13 protein-coding genes and 1 pseudogene are annotated in these 15877 nt (G+C 69.6%); 7 read left to right on the top strand and 7 right to left on the bottom strand.

Going from position 1 to position 15877, the window contains the following annotated elements; translation table 11 throughout:
* Nucleotides 1–18: 18 nt before the first annotated feature.
* The 3 genes from sigJ to AAFF41_RS45205 are packed head-to-tail and all read right to left on the bottom strand — an operon-like array spanning nt 19 to nt 2214.
* Entirely contained in the window at nt 19–951 is a 933-nt protein-coding gene (sigJ, locus tag AAFF41_RS45195; protein ID WP_319752277.1) for an RNA polymerase sigma factor SigJ, read from the bottom strand.
* 7 nt (nt 952–958) lie between these two features.
* Nucleotides 959–1783 (bottom strand): SDR family oxidoreductase, encoded by an 825-nt coding sequence (locus AAFF41_RS45200; RefSeq protein ID WP_319752278.1) that lies wholly within the window; start codon nt 1781–1783, stop codon nt 959–961.
* A complete protein-coding gene (locus AAFF41_RS45205; protein WP_343325900.1) occupies nt 1780–2214 on the bottom strand; it encodes a hypothetical protein in 435 nt (144 codons plus the stop codon). Before AAFF41_RS45205 ends, AAFF41_RS45200 begins: the two co-directional genes overlap by 4 nt.
* 364 nt (nt 2215–2578) lie before the next feature.
* Here AAFF41_RS45205 and AAFF41_RS45210 point away from each other — a divergent pair, with 364 nt between their 5' ends.
* From AAFF41_RS45210 to AAFF41_RS45220, 3 genes are all read left to right on the top strand, one after another.
* Entirely contained in the window at nt 2579–3103 is a 525-nt protein-coding gene (locus tag AAFF41_RS45210; protein ID WP_319752280.1) for a hypothetical protein, read from the top strand.
* A 353-nt stretch (nt 3104–3456) separates the two neighbouring features.
* A complete protein-coding gene (locus AAFF41_RS45215; protein ID WP_343325901.1) occupies nt 3457–4437 on the top strand; it encodes a pectate lyase family protein in 981 nt (326 codons plus the stop codon).
* A 35-nt stretch (nt 4438–4472) separates the two neighbouring features.
* The gene (locus tag AAFF41_RS45220) at nt 4473–5279 is read left to right on the top strand and encodes a pectate lyase (RefSeq protein WP_319752282.1); all 807 of its coding nucleotides are present in this window, start codon (nt 4473–4475) and stop codon (nt 5277–5279) included.
* 60 nt (nt 5280–5339) lie between these two features.
* Here the strand turns inward: AAFF41_RS45220 and AAFF41_RS45225 are convergent, their stop codons facing one another.
* Both AAFF41_RS45225 and AAFF41_RS45230 read right to left on the bottom strand, forming a co-directional pair.
* Nucleotides 5340–5714 (bottom strand): Zn-ribbon domain-containing OB-fold protein, encoded by a 375-nt coding sequence (locus tag AAFF41_RS45225; RefSeq protein ID WP_319752321.1) that lies wholly within the window; start codon nt 5712–5714, stop codon nt 5340–5342.
* Between the two features lie 186 nt (nt 5715–5900).
* On the bottom strand, nt 5901–6575 hold the full coding sequence (locus tag AAFF41_RS45230; protein WP_343326455.1) for a TetR family transcriptional regulator: 675 nt from the start codon (nt 6573–6575) through the stop codon (nt 5901–5903).
* 457 nt (nt 6576–7032) lie between these two features.
* On the opposite strand from AAFF41_RS45230, the gene AAFF41_RS45235 reads away from it, so the two are divergent.
* Both AAFF41_RS45235 and AAFF41_RS45240 read left to right on the top strand, forming a co-directional pair.
* Complete coding sequence (locus AAFF41_RS45235; protein WP_319752283.1) at nt 7033–7974, top strand: LAETG motif-containing sortase-dependent surface protein; 942 nt, start codon at nt 7033–7035, stop codon at nt 7972–7974.
* A gap of 229 nt (nt 7975–8203) precedes the next feature.
* Nucleotides 8204–9460, top strand: coding sequence for a glucarate dehydratase family protein (locus AAFF41_RS45240; RefSeq protein WP_343325902.1), 1257 nt, complete (start codon nt 8204–8206; stop codon nt 9458–9460).
* 30 nt (nt 9461–9490) lie between these two features.
* Here AAFF41_RS45240 and AAFF41_RS45245 read toward each other — a convergent pair whose 3' ends face one another.
* Nucleotides 9491–10228, bottom strand: coding sequence for an SDR family oxidoreductase (locus AAFF41_RS45245; RefSeq protein ID WP_319752323.1), 738 nt, complete (start codon nt 10226–10228; stop codon nt 9491–9493).
* Nucleotides 10229–10321: 93 nt separating this feature from the next.
* Between AAFF41_RS45245 and AAFF41_RS45250 the strand changes: the two genes are divergently transcribed.
* Nucleotides 10322–11161: a LysR family transcriptional regulator gene (locus AAFF41_RS45250; protein WP_319752285.1), complete on the top strand. Its 840-nt coding sequence runs from the start codon at nt 10322–10324 to the stop codon at nt 11159–11161.
* A gap of 67 nt (nt 11162–11228) precedes the next feature.
* On the opposite strand, the pseudogene AAFF41_RS45255 reads toward AAFF41_RS45250, so the two are convergent.
* Nucleotides 11229–11540, bottom strand: a pseudogene (locus AAFF41_RS45255) (GNAT family N-acetyltransferase); the annotation flags it as partial.
* A gap of 559 nt (nt 11541–12099) precedes the next feature.
* Here AAFF41_RS45255 and AAFF41_RS45260 point away from each other — a divergent pair.
* A complete protein-coding gene (locus AAFF41_RS45260) occupies nt 12100–15813 on the top strand; it encodes a S8 family serine peptidase (RefSeq protein WP_343325903.1) in 3714 nt (1237 codons plus the stop codon).
* Nucleotides 15814–15877 lie beyond the last annotated feature (64 nt).

Raw genomic sequence — 15877 nt, forward strand, 5'->3', positions numbered from 1 at the left:
GGGGCTCGGCTCCGCTCCTCAGGGGGTTTCGTAGCCGGTCCAGGCGTGGAGCTTGTCGGGGTTGACGACCATCCACACGTCGGTGACCAGGCCGTCGTGGATGTCCAGGGCGACGACGGCGATCGTGGTACCCGCGATGCGGACGCTGACGCCGGGGGTGCCGTTGACGTCCTCCTCGACGAGTTCGACGCCGGGTTCGTTGCGCATGAGGCCGAGGAAGAGGCGGGCGACCTTGTCCCGGCCGATGACCGGGCGCAGGGCGGCGCGGACCCTGCCGCCTCCGTCGCTTCGCGACTCGACGGCGGGGTCGAGGAGAGCGACCAGCGTGTCGAGGTCGCCGGTCTGGCAGGCGTGGCGGAACGCGGTGACGATCTGCCGGTGCTCCTGTGCGGTGCTGCTGCCGGGACGTCGGTCGGCGATGCGCCGACGGGCGGAGGAGGCGAGCTGGCGGCAGGCGGCGGGGGTGCGGCCCACGGTGTCGGCGATCTCGGTGAACGGCATGCCGAAGATGTCGTGGAGGACGAAGGCCACGCGCTCCGCGGGAGTGAACGAGTCCAGGACCACCAGCATGCCCATGCTGACCGACTCGTCGAGGGTGATCCGGTCGGCCGGATCGGCCCCGCCCTCATCGCCTGCGCTGGTCCACGTGGCACTGTGCCGGACGGGCTCGGGCAGCCACTCACCGGTGTAGTGCTCGCGGCGGACGCGGGCCGAGGTGAGGTGGTCGAGGCAGATCCGGGAGGCGACCCGCGTCAACCAGGCCAACGGTGCGCCGATCGCCTGCTGTTCCTCCTCGGGCAGGCTGTACCAGCGGGCGTAGGTCTCCTGGACCACGTCCTCGGCGTCCTGCAGGGATCCGAGCATGCGGTAGCCGATGTTGAGCAGGCGGCGGCGTTCGGCCATGAGCGTGCCGAGGGTGGGGTCCTGGGCGGGTCCCGGGGGTGTGGACACGGGGCCGTCATCCTCCCTGGTGGGCGTGGTGAGGGGTGTGGAGGGTGAGCCATTCGTCGAAGGTCTGACTGCCGCGGGGGCCGGGCCCGGCGGGGAGCAGACCGTCGCCCGTCATGGCCGTGCCGGTGGCGCCGGGCATTTTCACGGGCAGCAGCAGCCGGCGCTGGTGGCGGGCCCGCAGCAGCCGGCCCGTCATGTCGACGAGCTGTTCGACACGGGGTCCGGCCAGTTCGGGGGCCATGCCCTGCGCCGGGGCGGAGACGAGTCGTACGAGGCGGTGGGCGACCTCACGGGCGGCGACGGGCTGGGTCCGCATCCGGGGTACCACCGCGAGTGGTCCAGGGACGCGGTCGAGGGTCTGCTGGGCGAACTCGTGGAACTGGGTGGCGCGCAGCACCGTCCACGGTGTCCGCCCGCTCTTGAGCACGCTTTCCTGGTGCAGTTTTCCCTGGTAGTAGCCGAGGCCGACCCGGTCGATCCCGACGATCGACAGCAGGACGTGGTGGCGAACACCAGCCTGCTCACCGGCGTCCTGGAGGGTGTGGGCGACGCGGTCGAAGAACGCGACGGCCTTCTTCCCGCTCGTGGTCGTCACGTTGGTGACGTCGACGATCGCGTCCACACCGGCCAGGGCCCCGTCGAGTCCGGCGCCGGTCACGAGGTCCACACCGGTGGATCGGGCCAGGACCACCGGATGGTGCCCGGCCGCCTTCAGTTCCTCGACCACATGCCGTCCCACCAGTCCGGTTCCGCCTGCCACCGCCACCCGCATGCCGGGCTCCTCCTTCGCGCTCATGCTGCCTGTCTCGCCGTCGTCGCCGTTGTGGTTCATCGTGTGCGGTCCTGTCGTGCGGGGAGGGCGGGGAGGGCGGGGAACAGCAGGAGAGCCGCGAGCAGGATGAGTGCGGCGAGGAACACTACGTTGAGGATCTGGTCGCGTGTGTTGTACATGTCGAGGAGCTGGACGTGGTAGCTGAAGTGCAGCACGTTGAAGAGCAACCACACGGCACCTGTCGTCTGGACCAGCCGGGTGTTGTGTACGGAGCGCAGGGCGATGGCGGTCAGGAAGGCCAGGGCCAGGAACATGGCTCCGGCGTCCTTGGCGAGGTGTTCGTTGTAGGGGCCCAGCTGGGGCAGCCAGCTCAGTCCGAGGCCGGGGAAGTTCGCGTACCAGCTCGTCGGGGAGCAGTAGGCCCAGGTGCCTGTGTACAGCCCGGTCACGGCCAGGAGGCCGAGACTGGCGTACCTGATTTTCGAGTTCATACCTCTATGACGAGACAGCCTCCTCGAATGTGAGGCGGGTTGCCCCGACCGTGTGAGGCCGACCGGCGGCGACCGCCCAGGCCATGGCCCCGCCGTCCGCAGGGTGCCGAACTTCGACGCCTGCCGCCACGCACCTCCTCGGTGGGGCGGCGTCCGGAGTGACGGGGGCCGCCGTTCGGTCGTACCGCGTTGAACAACCAAGCCGAGGCCATGACTTCATCCGTTGCTGTCAGGCCATGGACAAACCTTCAATCAAGCGTCTCCCGGTCCGGTCAAAGGGTCTACCCGCATAGACGCTCCCGGTGCTGTCATGCCCACGACCGCCCGGAACTCCTGCCGGGCACCACATCGGGAGACCCCCACGATGTCGCGCATATCCCGCTCCCTCGTCACCTCCCTGTCCGCACTCGCCCTCGCCGCCGCCGGCCTCACCGTCGCCACCGGCAGCGCCCACGCCGCGACGTGCAGCCAGGCGTACCTCCCCCTGCCGGACCCCAGCTGTCAGCCCGGCGACCTCAACCCGGACGTCACCCAGTCCACCATCGGCTCCACGATCTGCGTCTCCGGCTGGACCGCGACCGTACGGCCCTCCAGCTCGTACACCACCGCCCTGAAGAAGAAGCAGATCGTCGAGTACGGCTACACCGACACCAGCACCTCGGACTACGAGGAAGACCACTTCGTTCCCCTGGAGCTCGGCGGTGCTCCGAAGAGCGAGCTCAACCTCTGGCCCGAGCCGCAGTACGGCACCGAGACCGCGGCCAACAAGGACACGGTCGAGAACAAGCTCAAGAAGGCCGTCTGTGCGGGTACGGTCTCGCTCTCCGACGCCCAGGACGCCATCATCAACGACTGGACCACCGCCCTCTCCGACCTCGGTCTCAGCTGACGCGCCGCCCGTCGCTACGCGGCAGAACAACCACGCCGGGCCCGATCCCTCCGCGGATCGGGCCCGGCTTCCTTGTGTCCACCAACCCGGCGGGGCAAGGGAGTTGACCGGATGTGGTCTGTGCGGAGCGTTGACTAGAAAGCGCTTGCTCCTTACGTTTCCCGTTCAGCAGCCTGACCCGCGCGTGGCATCTCGTATGCGAGACATCAGATCTCCGAGCCGCATCACCTGGGAATGAGCACTCCCTGGAGCTGACGAATCTCGGTGAGATGTCATGAGCACCTCATGCTGTTCGCCATGGCGTACATCGTTCGCGTACATGACCTACGGCACTCCCGAAGGGACGCACCCGCATGCGTACTCGCCCCCCACGGACACGCACTCACAGACTGGCCCTGGCCGCGGCCACCGCGGCCGCCCTGGCCGTCACCACCGCTCTCGTCCTCCCGTCGGCCGCCTCGGCGGCCGATACCTCGCCGGTCGGCTTCGGTGCCGGGACCATCGGCGGCGGGGGAGCCACCGCCGTCACCGTCTCGACCCTCGACGCCTTCAAGGCGGCCGTCACGGGCGACACCGCCAAGGTGGTGCGCGTGAACGGCCTGATCACGCTCAGTGGACAGGTCGACATCGGCTCCAACACCACCGTTCTCGGCGCGGGTTCGTCGTCCGGCTTCACCGGCGGCGGACTGCGGCTGAAGAAGGCGACCAACGTGGTCGTCCGCAACCTGAACATCAGCAAGCCGCTCAAGCCGGCCGACGGCATCACCGTGCAGGCGTCGACGAAGGTGTGGATCGACCACAACTCCTTCTCGTCCGACCTTGACCACGGCAAGGACTACTACGACGGTCTGCTCGACATCAATCACGGCTCCGACTACGTCACCGTGTCCTGGAACACCTTCAAGGACCACTACAAGGGCTCACTCGTCGGGCACAGCGACAACAACGCGAGCGGGGACACCGGGCATCTGCGGGTGACGTACCACCACAACTGGTTCAACAACGTCAACTCCCGCATCCCCAGCCTGCGCTTCGGCACCGGCCACTTCTACGACAACTACGTCGTCGGGGCCGACACCGCCGTGCACTCCCGCATGGGCGCCCAGATGCTCGTCGAGAACAACGTCTTCCGCACCACGACGGTCGCCGTCACGACCAACCGCGACAGCGACGTCGACGGGTACGCCAACCTGCGCGGCAACGACCTCGGGGGAGCCGCCACCGAGATCTCGCGGGTGGGCACCTTCACCACCCCGCCCTACGGCTACACCGCCGAGCTCGCCTCGAGTGTCGTCGCCTCGGTGACGTCCGGCGCGGGCGCCGGAAAGCTCTGACCGCCCCACGTTCGTTCAGAAGGAGGAATCGGGACATGACCTCATCGGCACGCCCGCGCGCCCGACGGCGCGCCCTCACCGGCTCCCTGGCCGCAGTCGGCCTGTCTGCTGTCATGATCATGGCAGAGGGTGGCCTGTCTCCGGCGAGTGCCGCCACCTGGCCGACCGCGAACGGCAGTCAGGCCGTCTCCGCCACCATCTCGGTCTCCGGTACCAAGGACTACGGGATGAAGCGGCTCTACGGCACCGGTGACCTGGGCTCCGGCAGTCAGAGCGAGGACCAGGGGCCGATCCTGGAGCTGGCCGCCGGCACCGTTCTGAAGAACGTCATCATCGGCGCCCCCGCCGCGGACGGCATCCACTGCCTGGGCAGCTGCACGCTGCAGAACGTCTGGTGGGAGGACGTCGGCGAGGACGCGGCGACGTTCCTGGGCTCCTCGTCGTCCAACGTCTACACCGTCTCGGGCGGCGGCGCGAAGGAAGCCAGCGACAAGGTGTTCCAGTTCAACGGCGCCGGAACGCTGAACGTCTCGAACTTCGCGGTGCAGACCTTCGGTACGTTCGTCCGCTCGTGCGGCAACTGCAAGACGCAGTACAAGCGGGCGATCAACCTCAACGGGATCGAGGCCACCTACAAGGGAAGCAAGCTCGTCGGCATCAACACCAACTACGGCGACAGCGCGACCCTCAAGGCCATCAAGATCGTCGGGGATTCCAGCAAGAAGATCATCCCCTGCCAGAAGTACATCGGCAACAACACGGGGGCCGAACCGACCACGAACGGCACCGGCCCCGACAGCACCTACTGCAAGTACGGGACGTCCGACATCACGTACGGCTGAGGGTCCTCTCCCAGTGGCTGGACGGACCGGCGCGCCGCCGGTCCGTCCAGCCACCCCATGTCAACTCCAGCCGCGATAGGGGCCGTCGATGAGCTGGAACACCGGCTGGCTGCGCACCGGGTCCTGGGCGGTGGAGAGCTGGACCCGGTCGCCGCTGTGGACGTCGGCGGGCGCGCCCATCACCCGGCCGCGCACGGTGAACCCCTCCGCCATCTCGATGAGGGAGACGTTCCGAGCCGCCGGGGTGTTGCGGTGGACGATGGTGGAGTGGCGTACGACGCCGGCCCCCGCGCTTGTCTCCGTTCGCAGGTCGCTGCCCGCGCAGACCGGGCAGAGGAGGCGGTGGTACATCGCCGTCCCGCACCAGCGGCACCGCTGGAAGAGGAGAGCGTCCGAGCTCGACGTCCCGTGCGGCGCGGAGTCGCTGCCGCGTATGTCCGTCGCGGGTCCGACGCCCGGATGAAGGGCGATTCCTGAGGGGTACACGATGTCATCTCCCTGCACTGGGCCGGAGTCTGAGGTGCCCGGAACGCCGCGCACGAGCCACAGGGTATGGCACTGAGTGCCACTCGTAAAGGCACTCGGTACCCTCATATGAGGAAGTGGGTGCGATTCGGTGTCTCACTCCCGGCCGAGCGCGGACTCGATCTCCCGTACGACGCGCCACATCGGTGCCCCGCGCCGGGAGATCACGACGACCACGTCCTCCTGCTCCTCGCCCGGCGCGCCACCGTCTCCGGGGGAGCCGCCGAACGAGGCCTGCACGTATCCCAGTGCGTGGTCCACGGCCGTGTCGGGATCGCTCTGTCCGTCCGAACGCAGCCAGGAGCGCAGGGCGTTGTTGTGCGCGGCGACCACCGCCGCGGCGATGACGTCGGCCTGCAGGGTGCCGTCGGGCCGGCCGGCGAAGCGGCCGCGCAGATACTCCGCGAGCGCGCGCTCGTAACGCCAGACGACCGACAGCTCGTACGCGCGCAGGCCGGGGACCTTCTTGGTGAGGCGGTAGCGCTGCACGGAGAAGGTCGGGTTCTCGGCGTACATGCGCAGCACCAGCCGGGCGGCGTCGCACACCCTGCGTACCGGCTCCTCCTCGTCGGTGCCTGCGCCCAGGAATGCCGTCATGTCGGTCAGGCAGCGCTCGTGGTCCGGGAAGACCACGTCCTCCTTGGAGGGGAAGTAGCGGAAGAAGGACCGCCGGCCGACACCGGCGAGCGCGACGATGTCGTCGACCGTGGTCTGCTCGTACCCGCGCTCCAGGAACAGCTGGAAGGCCGCCGCGACCAGCGCGTCCCGCATGGGCGGCTTCGCCGTCGTCGTGTCAGCGGTGTCGCCGCCACGGGGTTCCTCGCTCATGGTCGGAACCTAGCATCGTGCGGAACGTGTGGCACTCAGTGCACATGATCGAGGGAACTGAGTGCCCCCGGTGAAGGTGCTGGTCGATCGCGTGCCCCGTCGGTGTCGGCGCTCGGTGTCGGCGCTCGGTCTGACGCGGGCGCCCGCGGACCTGCCGCCGTCGAGTCGCCGCGGAACAACTGATTCCCTATGTGTCGGTAATGTGGCGGCGTGTGAACTCACCGTGTTTTCAAGGAGGTTGACAGCCCCTGCACAGTGATCGACTATGTGGTCGAGCTGTGGCCCATGTGACCAGTGGGCCCAGTGTTTCCTCGACCACTCATCCCCGGTGCGGCCCCCGGCTGCTGTGTGCTGCCCTGCCGCCGACGACCGGGTCTTGGATCATCAAGATGGGATCTGCATGTCCATAGCGAGACGTGTCACCCTTCGCTGCCTGCTGGGGACGGGCGCGGCGGCCCTCGCCCTCTCTGCGGCCACCACCAGCGCCTGGGCTACGGGCACTCCCGGCGGAGACGGCTGGGACAGCGGCAACAGCGCCTACAAGCCCGGTCGGGGCGCCGGTACGGTGACCGCGGCGGATCGCTGCGAGTTCTCCCTGGACGGGACGAACTTCTACGACTGGGTCCGCGTCGACGACCAGAACCTGAAGCCCACCGAAGACGGCAAGGTGCACATCAAGGTGCGCGCGGCGGGCGACGCCGGGTCCTGCTCCGCCTCCCTCGCGGCGTACCGCACCCACGGGGCCACCTTCAAGACCTCCGGTGAGCAGGTCTTCCACGACTTCGACAGCGTCAAGGTCAAGCCGGGCGAGACCGACTCCCTCGACATCGCGGTGCCCGACGCCGGCTGCTACGCGCAGATCGACCTCTACCGCGGCGCCGTGAAGTTCGACGGCAAGCTCGACGCCAACGACGGCTTCGAGCACGGCGACCTGCCCAAGGGGCCGGACCGCGCGGTCATCAAGGACAAGCTGATCATGGCGTGGAACGGCGGCAAGAAGGACTGCACGGCGCAGCCGCCGAGCACCCACGAGACCACGCCCCCGGCCTCGACTCCGCCGGCCTCCACGCCGCCCGCGGAGACCCCGGGCGGCCCGACCCCGACGACGCCCGACGAGCCGTCGACCCCGGAGACGACGCCGGCCCACCCGTCGGCCTCCGACTCCACCACGCCGCCGGCTCCCTCGCCGAACGGCGGCCAGTCGACGCCGCCCGGCGACCTCGCGGAGACGGGCGGTGGCAACACCCTGCCGATCGCCGCCGGCGCCGCGGCCCTGGTCGTGGCCGGTGGAGCGATCACCGTCGTCACCCGGCGTCGACGCTCGACGCGCACCAGCTCGTGATGTCTGTCGTCGGGCGCCTGACGTCTGACAGGCGTTTTTGAAATCTGAAATCTGTCGTCTGTCGTCTGTCGTCTGACATCTGAAGCATCGGATCGCGACGACTCTTCGACGGGCCCCGGCACTCACCGAGTACGTGAGCACCGGGGCCCGTTGCATGATTCAGATTGATGAAGCGAGCTCACGGACATGAACATGGTGCGATCGACCCCGATCTGGAGGCAGTCCGCACATGAACTCCACCGACAGTCGCATCCGTCAGCTCATCGTCACACCGATCGCCTTCAGCGATCCGCCTCTCCTCAACTCCAGCGGAGTGCACGAGCCCCTCGCGCTGCGCTGTGTCCTGCAACTCGTCCTGGAGGACGGCACCGTGGGCCTGGGCGAGACCCCCGGCGGCGACGACCGGCTCGAACGTCTGCTGGCCGCCGGGAAGGTGATCGTCGGCATGGACGTCTTCGACACCACGGCTGTCGCCGCCGCCATCGACGCCACCCTGCTGCCCACCGTGCCCGGCTCCCACGAGCGTGGCTGGATCACCTCCGCCGTGGAGGTGGCCTGCCTCGACGCGCAGGGCAGGCTCACCGGACGTCCCGTCAGTGATCTGCTGGGCGGCAGGGTCCGCGACTCCGTGCCCTTCGCCGCGTACCTCTTCTACAAGTGGGCCGAACACCCGGCGCTCGACGGCCGCCCGGCGATCGGCGACGGCTGGGGCGAGGCCCTCGACCCGGCGGGCATCGTCGAGCAGGCCAGGGTGATGCGACAGCGGTACGGATTCGACTCGTTCAAGCTGAAGGGCGGAGTCTTCCCGCCGGACGAGGAGATCGCCGCGATGAAGGCCCTCGCCGAGGCCTTCCCCGGCAGCCCGCTCCGCCTGGACCCCAACACGGCCTGGACCGTGGAGACCTCGCGGTACGTGGCACGCGAACTGGAGGGCGTGGTCGAGTACATGGAGGACCCCACCCCCACCCTCGCCGGTATGGCCGAGGTCGCCGAGACCTCACCCATGCCGCTGGCCACCAACATGTGCGTGATCGCCTGGGAACACCTGCGCCCGGCCGTGGAACAGAACGCGATCCAGGTCCTCCTCACCGACCACCACTACTGGGGCGGGCTGCGCCGCACCCGTGAACTCGCGGCCGTCTGCGAGGCGTTCGGCATCGGACTCTCGATGCACTCCAACTCCCACCTCGGCATCAGCCTCGCCGCGATGACCCACGTGGCCGCGACCCTTCCGAACCTCGACCACTCCTGCGACACCCACTACCCGTGGAACTCCGCGGACGACGTGATCGTCCCCGGCCCGCTGGAGCTGCGGGACGGCGCGGTCAAGGTCCCCACCGGTCCCGGCCTCGGCGTCGAACTGGACCACGACGCCCTGGAACGCCTCCGCCGCCGCTATCTCGACTCGGGCCTGCGCGGCCGCGACGACACCGGCTACATGCGGCGTTTCCATCCCGAGTACGAGTTGCGACTTCCACGCTGGTGATCCGGGGACCGTGGGCAACACCTCAGAAGATCACCACGGTACGACTCCCTTGTCGTCGAACAGCTGGCCGGTAGGGCCGTCGTCGGGCAGAGCCGCCAACCGAACGGCGATCACCGCGCCCTGCGCAGGGGTCTGAGAACCGCTGAACCCGTTGAGGTCGGTGGCCACGTAGCCGGGGCAGGCGTTGTTGATCAAGATGTTGGTGCCGCTCAACTCCTTGGCGTACTGGATGGTGACGGCGTTGAGGTAGGTCTTCGTCGGCGCGTACGCCCCGCTGATGCCTCCGAGGTCGACACCGGGGGTGGTCTGCAGGGCCAGAGAGCCGACATGGCTGGACTGGTTGACGATCCGTGGGTGCGCCGAGTGGCGCAGCAACGGCAGCATCGTGTTGGTGACCCGGATGACTCCGATGACGTTGGTCTCCACCAGCCGCCGCACGGTCTCGAGGTCGGTCGTCGTGGGCTCGTCCGGCCAACTGCCCGCAGCGCCGGCGTTGTTGACCAGCACGTCGAGGCGTCCCGCGCGCTCCTCGATCAACTGCGCCGCGGCCCTCACGCTCTCGTCGTCGGTCACGTCCAGGGGAACGCCGAACGCGTCGACACCTGCCGCGCGCAGTTGCGCCACGGCGTCCGTCCTGCGCTGCCCGTCCCGAGCGCCGACACCGACGCTCCAGCCCAATGCGCCCAGCCCCGCCGCGATCTCGTACCCGATTCCCTTGTTCGCGCCGGTGACCAGCGCGATCGTCTTCTCACTCATGACAGCGAGCATGGCTGCGCTTCGACCCGGCACCAACACCATCTCGGTCATGCAGCGATACCTGAGCGGCATCGATCGGCCGTGCGCCGGAGTTACTGTGGACGGATGGAGATACGCGAGTTGCGGTACTTCGTCGCCATCGCCGAGGAACTGCACTTCGGGAAGGCCGCTCAGCGTCTGGAGATGGCCCAACCGCCTCTGTCCCGCGCGATCGCCCGGCTCGAACGACAGCTCGGGGTCACGCTGCTGGAGCGCACCAGCCGAAAGGTCACGCTCACCGAGGCCGGGGCCGTGCTGCTGTCCGAGGGGCGTGCGATCCTCAGCGCGGTAGCCGCGGCCGAGCGGCGTACCCGGCAGGCTGCGCAAAGGCGTCCCCGTCTCGTCCTCGCCGTCAAGTCCGGCACCGCCGGCGAGTTGTTGGCCAAACTGCTGGATGCCTACCGCACGGAGCCCGGTGCGGCCACCGTCGATCTGCTGCTCTGTGAGGCGCATCAGCATCAGAAACTGTTGCAGGACGGGCAGGCCGATGTGGCGCTGCTGCACTTGCCCTTCGATTCGACGGTCGGACTCGACACCGAAACCCTCTGCACCGAGGGACAGGTGGCGATCCTGCCCAGCTCGCACTCACTTGCGGGCCGCTCTCAGGTCAGGATGGCCGAGGTCACCGAGCTCCCGGACCTCCCGATGGCACGCTGGCCCGGTCCTGGCGGCAGCTACCCGGAGGGACCAGGGGCAGAGGTACGGAACCTGACACAGCTCTTCCAGCTGATCGCGCTCGGCCGTACCACCGCGATCATGCCCGAGTCCGCCGGCGCCGACCTGCGCCGGGATCTCGCCGCCGTTCCGGTCTTGGACGCTCCGCCCGTGACAACGGTGGTCGCCTGGCCGTCGCAGAGCCGACTTCGCGCGGTCGCCGACCTGATCCGGGTAGCGACACGTCTTTGACCGGCTGTTCTCCCCATGGGGGAGCCGTCATCAGCAGTGCGAGGGTGGCTGCCCGGCCGGGTCGGCGGTCGCGGTCCCGTACGTGCAGGTGACCGGCGAGGGGGTAGGCAGGCGGTGCCGCGGGCAGGAACGTGATCAGTTCGTACCCGCTCTTCTGCGCGACGCGGCATGACGCCGTGTTGTCCACTTGATGCAAGAGTTCAAGGCGCTTCGGCCCGTCACCGCGGAAGGCGGTGAAGGCCCAGTACGTCAGCGCCCGCAGTGCTCGGGGCACCACTGTCCGGCCGCGCGCATGCGCCGCGGTCCAGTAGCGGACCTCGGCGGACGAAGCGCCCGGGGTGACGTTCTTGAGGACCACGTGACCCGCCAACTGTCCCTGCCTCCAGCCGTACTCGTACCGGGACGACTCCACGTTGACGTTCCATCTGCGGGGCGCCGACGACGACGTGGTGTCGCTGGCCTACGCGACGCTGGATCAGAGTGGGAAGGCGCCCTCTGACCAGGCGAGGATCTCTCACTGTTCGCCGACGAAAGGGCACGGTCGGCGTATGAGCGCGCAGCCGAGGGTCAGGAAGGCGGACTGAGTGACGGCGAGTGGGTACCGGCTGTGGGGCTGTCGCCCCCCGCGGGAAGGCCCATCACGCATCGATGACGTGAGAGCGCGGGCCCGCCGCACCTGGCGTCCGCCGCGGCGGAGGGCGTGCGCCAATCCGCCGACCGGGATGCCCCACAGGCCCGTTGCTCCGTCCCTCGACACGCCGCATTCAGGGGGCGGTCCGCCGCCGTCCCCCCGGACGCGCGGTGGCCGACGACCCCGTCTGCTCGCGGCGCAACTGTGCCATGGCACAAGAGCGACAGGTGCGACCCCTTGAACGACGGCGGGGGAGGCCGGAGGATCCAGTGATCTTTCGCTCTTCGCCGCGTCTCAGGAGTCTTCCTTGCCCAAGGTTCCCATCCCCCGGCCCGGGCCGATCGCCCTCGCCATGGCGGCCGCGCTAACAGTCGGCGTCATACCGGCGACTGCCGCTGTGTCCGCGTACTCCGACGGTGAGGTGTCGCACAACGACGCCGGACACCAAACCCCCGGCGATGCCGGCACGCACACCGTCACCCTGATCACGGGTGACAAGGTCACCATCGGGACCGCCGCCGACGGCACCGTCGTGCGCTCCTTCCAGGCCGCGAGCGGATCCACCACCGGCTTCCACCGCGCTGTCGTGGACGGCGCCACCTATGTTTACCCCGACGCCGCCCTGCCGTACGTGAGCGCCGGCAAACTCGACAAGCAGCTCTTCAACGTGACGCTGCTGATCACCGAGGGCTATGACGACGCGCACAGCTCCCGGCTGCCGCTGATCGTGCGCTACACCGGAGCCGCCGCCAAGGCCCGCACCCGGACGAAGATGGCCGGCTCGACCGACGTCCGCCGTCTGGACAGCATCCAGGGCGCGGCCCTCGCGCAGAACCACAAGCAGGCACCGGAGTTCTGGTCCTCGCTCACCGGCGGTTCCGGCGCGGCGGCCCGGTCCGCGAAGCCGTCCTTCGCGGGCGGCGTCGCCCACGTGTGGCTCGACGGCAAGGTGAAGGCCGACCTGGCCGACTCCACCGCCCAGATCGGCGCGAACCAGGTCTGGGCGGAGGGCGACACCGGCCAGGGCGTGAAGGTCGCGATGCTCGACAGCGGCGCCGACACCGAACACCCGGACCTGGTGGGGCAGATCTCCGACAGCGCCAGCTTCGTCCCCGGCGAGGACGACATCGCCGACTACAACGGCCACGGCACGCACGTCGCCTCGACCATCGTCGGCACGGGCAGTGCCTCCGACGGCAAGGAGCGGGGTGTCGCCTCCGGCGCCCGGCTGGCCGTCGGCAAGGTGCTCAATTCCGAGGGCAGCGGTCAGGAATCCTGGATCATCGCGGGTATGGAGTGGGCCGCCCGCGACCAGAAGGCCAGGATCATCAGCATGAGCCTGGGCGGCGGCGGTGACAAGACCGACCCGATGAGCCAGGCCGTCGACGAACTCAGCCACGACACGGGCGCGTTGTTCGTGATCGCGGCGGGCAACGGCGGCCCGCACTCCATCAGCAGCCCCGGTGCCGCAGACTCCGCGCTGACCGTCGGCGCCGTCGACTCCACCGACACGCTCGCCGACTTCTCCAGTCAGGGCCCGCGTGACGGCGACGGCGGGTTGAAGCCGGAGATCACCGCGCCCGGCGTCGACATCGTCGCGGCGCGCTCGCACTACAAGCGCGGCTCCGGCTACTACACCACGATGAGCGGCACGTCGATGGCGACGCCGCACGTCGCCGGTGCCGCCGCGCTCCTCGCCTCGGAGCACCCCGACTGGACGGGCACCCAGCTCAAGGAGGCGCTGGTCAGCAGCGCCAAGGCAACCCCGGCGTACACCCCGTACCAGGCGGGCGCCGGCCGGCTCGACGCGCTGGCGGCCGTGCACACCACGGTCTTCGCCACCACGAGCGCCTACTCGGGCTTCCACACGTGGCCGCCGAAGCCGGGGCAGACCGACGTCCGGACGGTGACGTACACCAACGTCGGCGACGCTCCGGTCAACCTCGACCTGGCGGTCAACGGCACCGTCCCGGCAGGGTTGTTCAGCCTCTCCGCCGACCACGTCGCCGTGCCCGCCCACGGCACCGCCACGGTCGCCCTGACGGCGGAGCTGGACAAGCTGGGCGGCGACCAGTCGGTCAGCGCCATGATCACCGGTACGGACGGCAGCGGAGCGGTCCGCGCCCGGACTCTGATCGGCGCGGCCCGCGAGGGCCAGCGGCAGAATCTGACCGTGGTCGCCAAGGACCGTTCGGGCAAGCCGCTGGAGGGCCGGGTCGTCCTGACCGCCGAGCACCTCTTCACGGTGATGGATCTCGACGCGTCCGGCACCGGCACGGCGCGGCTGCCCGTCGGCAGCTACAGCGGCTGGCTCACCGGTGACGTGCAGGGCGCCGAAGGCCCGCACTCGCGCGGCATGGTGCTGCTCGCCTTCAACGACGTGAAGCTGGACCAGGACCGTACCGTCACCCTGGACGGCCGCAAGGCACGCCGGATCCTGGCGCGCGTGCCGCGGCAGACCACCGCCGTCGCCCCGCGCCTGGACGCCCACCGGTCCTTCACCGACAGCCTGGTGGAGACGTCGATGCTGCCGGACCCGTCGTACGACAGCATCTGGGCGCTCCCGACCGGCAAGAAGGTCACCGACGGCGAGTTCGAGACCGGCGCCCGCTTCCGCCTCGAGCAGCCCGCGCTGACCGTGAGCACGAAGTCGACGACCTTCAACGACCCGCTGGTCAAGCGCGCGGCCACGCCGCTGCCCGCCGGTACCCGGAACCTGACGGCGGTCTTCGCCGGTGACGGCACGGCCGAGGAGCTCGCGCGGCAGAACGTGCGCGGCAAGGCCGTCGTGGTGCGCGGCGCCGGCACGGAAGGGATCAAGGCCCAGGCGGAGGCCGCCGCGGCCGCCGGCGCCCGGCTGCTGCTGGTCGTCAACGACGGCGTCGGCCGCCTGCAGCCCTGGGACGAGAACCCCTGGAGCCCGGAGAGCCCGGCCCCGGTGACGGTGGCGACGCTCAACGCCGACCAGGGCGCCGACCTGCTCGGCCGACTTCGGCACGGCGCGGTCTCGCTGAAGGTCACCTCGCACCCCACGACCGACTACGTCTACGACGTCGTGCACCACTGGACGGGCGCCGTTCCGGCGGACCCGACCTGGCGTGAGGAGTCCAAGGACCTCGGCCGGGTGAACGTCTCCTTCCGGAACTACCGGCAGGGCAAGGCGATGGAGTTCCGTCCGGACGTCTGGCGCGGCTGGGCCGTCGGCAACCAGCTCACCGCGCCCGCCCAGGGCGAGCGCACCGACTGGGTCACCGCCGGCACCACGTGGCTTGACGACGCCTTCATCCAGGGCGAGACCGGGCAGCACTCGATCGACCCGCTGCACTACCCGGCGCGCAAGACAGGCAAGGTCAGCTGGTTCGGCCCGATCCAGCGGCCCCGCATGGGCCCGGTCAACTACCAGCCGGTGCGCTACCTCGACACGATGTACATCACCGCGCCGGGCTGGGGTGACTCGGGGTCCGGCCACATCGGCGAGGCCGGCGCGAACTTCGACGTCAAGGACTGGATGTCGCTCTACCAGGGCGACCAGCAGCTCAACTGGGGCAACGCCGAGTACCTGCAGGTTCCCGGCCTCGGCGCCGAGCGCCTGCCCTACCGGCTGGTCCTCGACAACGACCGCGGCACCTGGGCCGACCCGTACTCGACGCACACACTGACCGAGTGGGACTTCACCTCCGCGGTCACCGGCAGCGATGCGGCGGTGTCCCTGCCGCTCATCCAGCTCGACTACGGCGTGGACACCGACAAATCCGGCCGTGCCGACCGGCACGCCGGCCTGACGGTGACCGCCTCGCACCTGCCGGGCACCACCGCCACCATCGGGAAGCCGACCGTCGAGGTGTCGTACGACGACGGTGCGACCTGGCAGCGGACCGACCTGAGCCGGTGCGACGACGGATGGCGGACGAACCTGCGCGCGCCGCGGTCCGCCGACTTCGTCACCCTCCGGGTCGGCGCGCGGGACAGCGCGGGCAACACCGTCTCACAGACGATCACTCGGGCCTTCGGCCTGCGCTGACGTCACACCCCGGGAAATCACCTGGGACAGCACCGCGTGGGTGGGACCGCAGCCGGCGGCCCTG

Origin of the sequence: Streptomyces mirabilis, from assembly GCF_039503195.1 — a bacterium.
GTDB classification, from domain to species: domain Bacteria; phylum Actinomycetota; class Actinomycetes; order Streptomycetales; family Streptomycetaceae; genus Streptomyces; species Streptomyces mirabilis_D.

What these genes read in the sequence shown, in the direction of transcription:
- AAFF41_RS45250 (WP_319752285.1), top strand. Translation starts at nt 10,322, where the DNA reads ATGGAGATACGCGAGTTGCGGTACTTCGTCGCCATCGCCGAGGAACTG.
- AAFF41_RS45210 (WP_319752280.1), top strand. Translation starts at nt 2,579, where the DNA reads ATGTCGCGCATATCCCGCTCCCTCGTCACCTCCCTGTCCGCACTCGCC.
- AAFF41_RS45215 (WP_343325901.1), top strand. Translation starts at nt 3,457, where the DNA reads ATGCGTACTCGCCCCCCACGGACACGCACTCACAGACTGGCCCTGGCC.
- AAFF41_RS45205 (WP_343325900.1), bottom strand. Translation starts at nt 2,214, where the DNA reads ATGAACTCGAAAATCAGGTACGCCAGTCTCGGCCTCCTGGCCGTGACC.
- AAFF41_RS45245 (WP_319752323.1), bottom strand. Translation starts at nt 10,228, where the DNA reads ATGCTCGCTGTCATGAGTGAGAAGACGATCGCGCTGGTCACCGGCGCG.
- AAFF41_RS45235 (WP_319752283.1), top strand. Translation starts at nt 7,033, where the DNA reads ATGTCCATAGCGAGACGTGTCACCCTTCGCTGCCTGCTGGGGACGGGC.
- AAFF41_RS45200 (WP_319752278.1), bottom strand. Translation starts at nt 1,783, where the DNA reads ATGAACCACAACGGCGACGACGGCGAGACAGGCAGCATGAGCGCGAAG.
- AAFF41_RS45230 (WP_343326455.1), bottom strand. Translation starts at nt 6,575, where the DNA reads ATGCGGGACGCGCTGGTCGCGGCGGCCTTCCAGCTGTTCCTGGAGCGC.
- AAFF41_RS45240 (WP_343325902.1), top strand. Translation starts at nt 8,204, where the DNA reads ATGAACTCCACCGACAGTCGCATCCGTCAGCTCATCGTCACACCGATC.
- AAFF41_RS45220 (WP_319752282.1), top strand. Translation starts at nt 4,473, where the DNA reads ATGACCTCATCGGCACGCCCGCGCGCCCGACGGCGCGCCCTCACCGGC.